This is a genomic window from Streptomyces sporangiiformans (assembly GCF_005768555.2).
GTDB lineage: Bacteria > Actinomycetota > Actinomycetes > Streptomycetales > Streptomycetaceae > Streptomyces > Streptomyces sporangiiformans.
In genome coordinates this window covers 1-1,195 of the sequence record NZ_VCHX02000228.1, presented here as the reverse complement: position 1 = coordinate 1,195, position 1,195 = coordinate 1, and the positions used below count along the sequence as shown (strand labels likewise).

Genomic DNA, 1,195 nt, shown 5'->3' with positions numbered 1-1,195 from the left:
TGAGCTGGGGGTGGCCGCAGAGACCAGCGAGAAGCGACTGTTTACTAAAAACACAGGTCCGTGCGAAGCCGTAAGGCGATGTATACGGACTGACGCCTGCCCGGTGCTGGAACGTTAAGGGGACCGGTTAGTCGAGTTTCGATTCGGCGAAGCTGAGAACTTAAGCGCCAGTAAACGGCGGTGGTAACTATAACCATCCTAAGGTAGCGAAATTCCTTGTCGGGTAAGTTCCGACCTGCACGAATGGCGTAACGACTTCTCGACTGTCTCAACCATAGGCCCGGTGAAATTGCACTACGAGTAAAGATGCTCGTTTCGCGCAGCAGGACGGAAAGACCCCGGGACCTTTACTACAGTTTGATATTGGTGTTCGGTTCGGCTTGTGTAGGATAGCTGGGAGACTTTGAAGCTCGCACGCCAGTGTGGGTGGAGTCGTCGTTGAAATACCAGTCTGGTCGTGCTGGATGTCTAACCTGGGTCCGTGATCCGGATCAGGGACAGTGTCTGATGGGTAGTTTAACTGGGGCGGTTGCCTCCTAAAGAGTAACGGAGGCGCCCAAAGGTTCCCTCAGCCTGGTTGGTAATCAGGTGGTGAGTGTAAGTGCACAAGGGAGCTTGACTGTGAGACCGACGGGTCGAGCAGGGACGAAAGTCGGGACTAGTGATCCGGCGGTGGCTTGTGGAAGCGCCGTCGCTCAACGGATAAAAGGTACCCCGGGGATAACAGGCTGATCTTCCCCAAGAGTCCATATCGACGGGATGGTTTGGCACCTCGATGTCGGCTCGTCGCATCCTGGGGCTGGAGTCGGTCCCAAGGGTTGGGCTGTTCGCCCATTAAAGCGGTACGCGAGCTGGGTTTAGAACGTCGTGAGACAGTTCGGTCCCTATCCGCTGTGCGCGTAGGAGTCTTGAGAAGGGCTGTCCCTAGTACGAGAGGACCGGGACGGACGAACCTCTGGTGTGCCAGTTGTCCTGCCAAGGGCATGGCTGGTTGGCTACGTTCGGGAGGGATAACCGCTGAAAGCATCTAAGCGGGAAGCCTGCTTCGAGATGAGGACTCCCACCCCCTTTGAGGGGTTAAGGCTCCCAGTAGACGACTGGGTTGATAGGCCAGATCTGGAAGGCGGGTAACCGCTGGAGGTGACTGGTACTAATAGGCCGAGGGCTTGTCCTCAGTTGCTCGCGTCCACTGTGT

General features: G+C 56.6%; 1 rRNA gene. It reads left to right on the top strand.

Going from position 1 to position 1,195, the window contains the following annotated elements:
• A 23S ribosomal RNA gene (locus FGD71_RS35045) occupies positions 1 to 1,174 on the top strand; the annotation flags it as partial.
• Between the last annotated feature and the right edge of the window lie 21 nt (positions 1,175 to 1,195).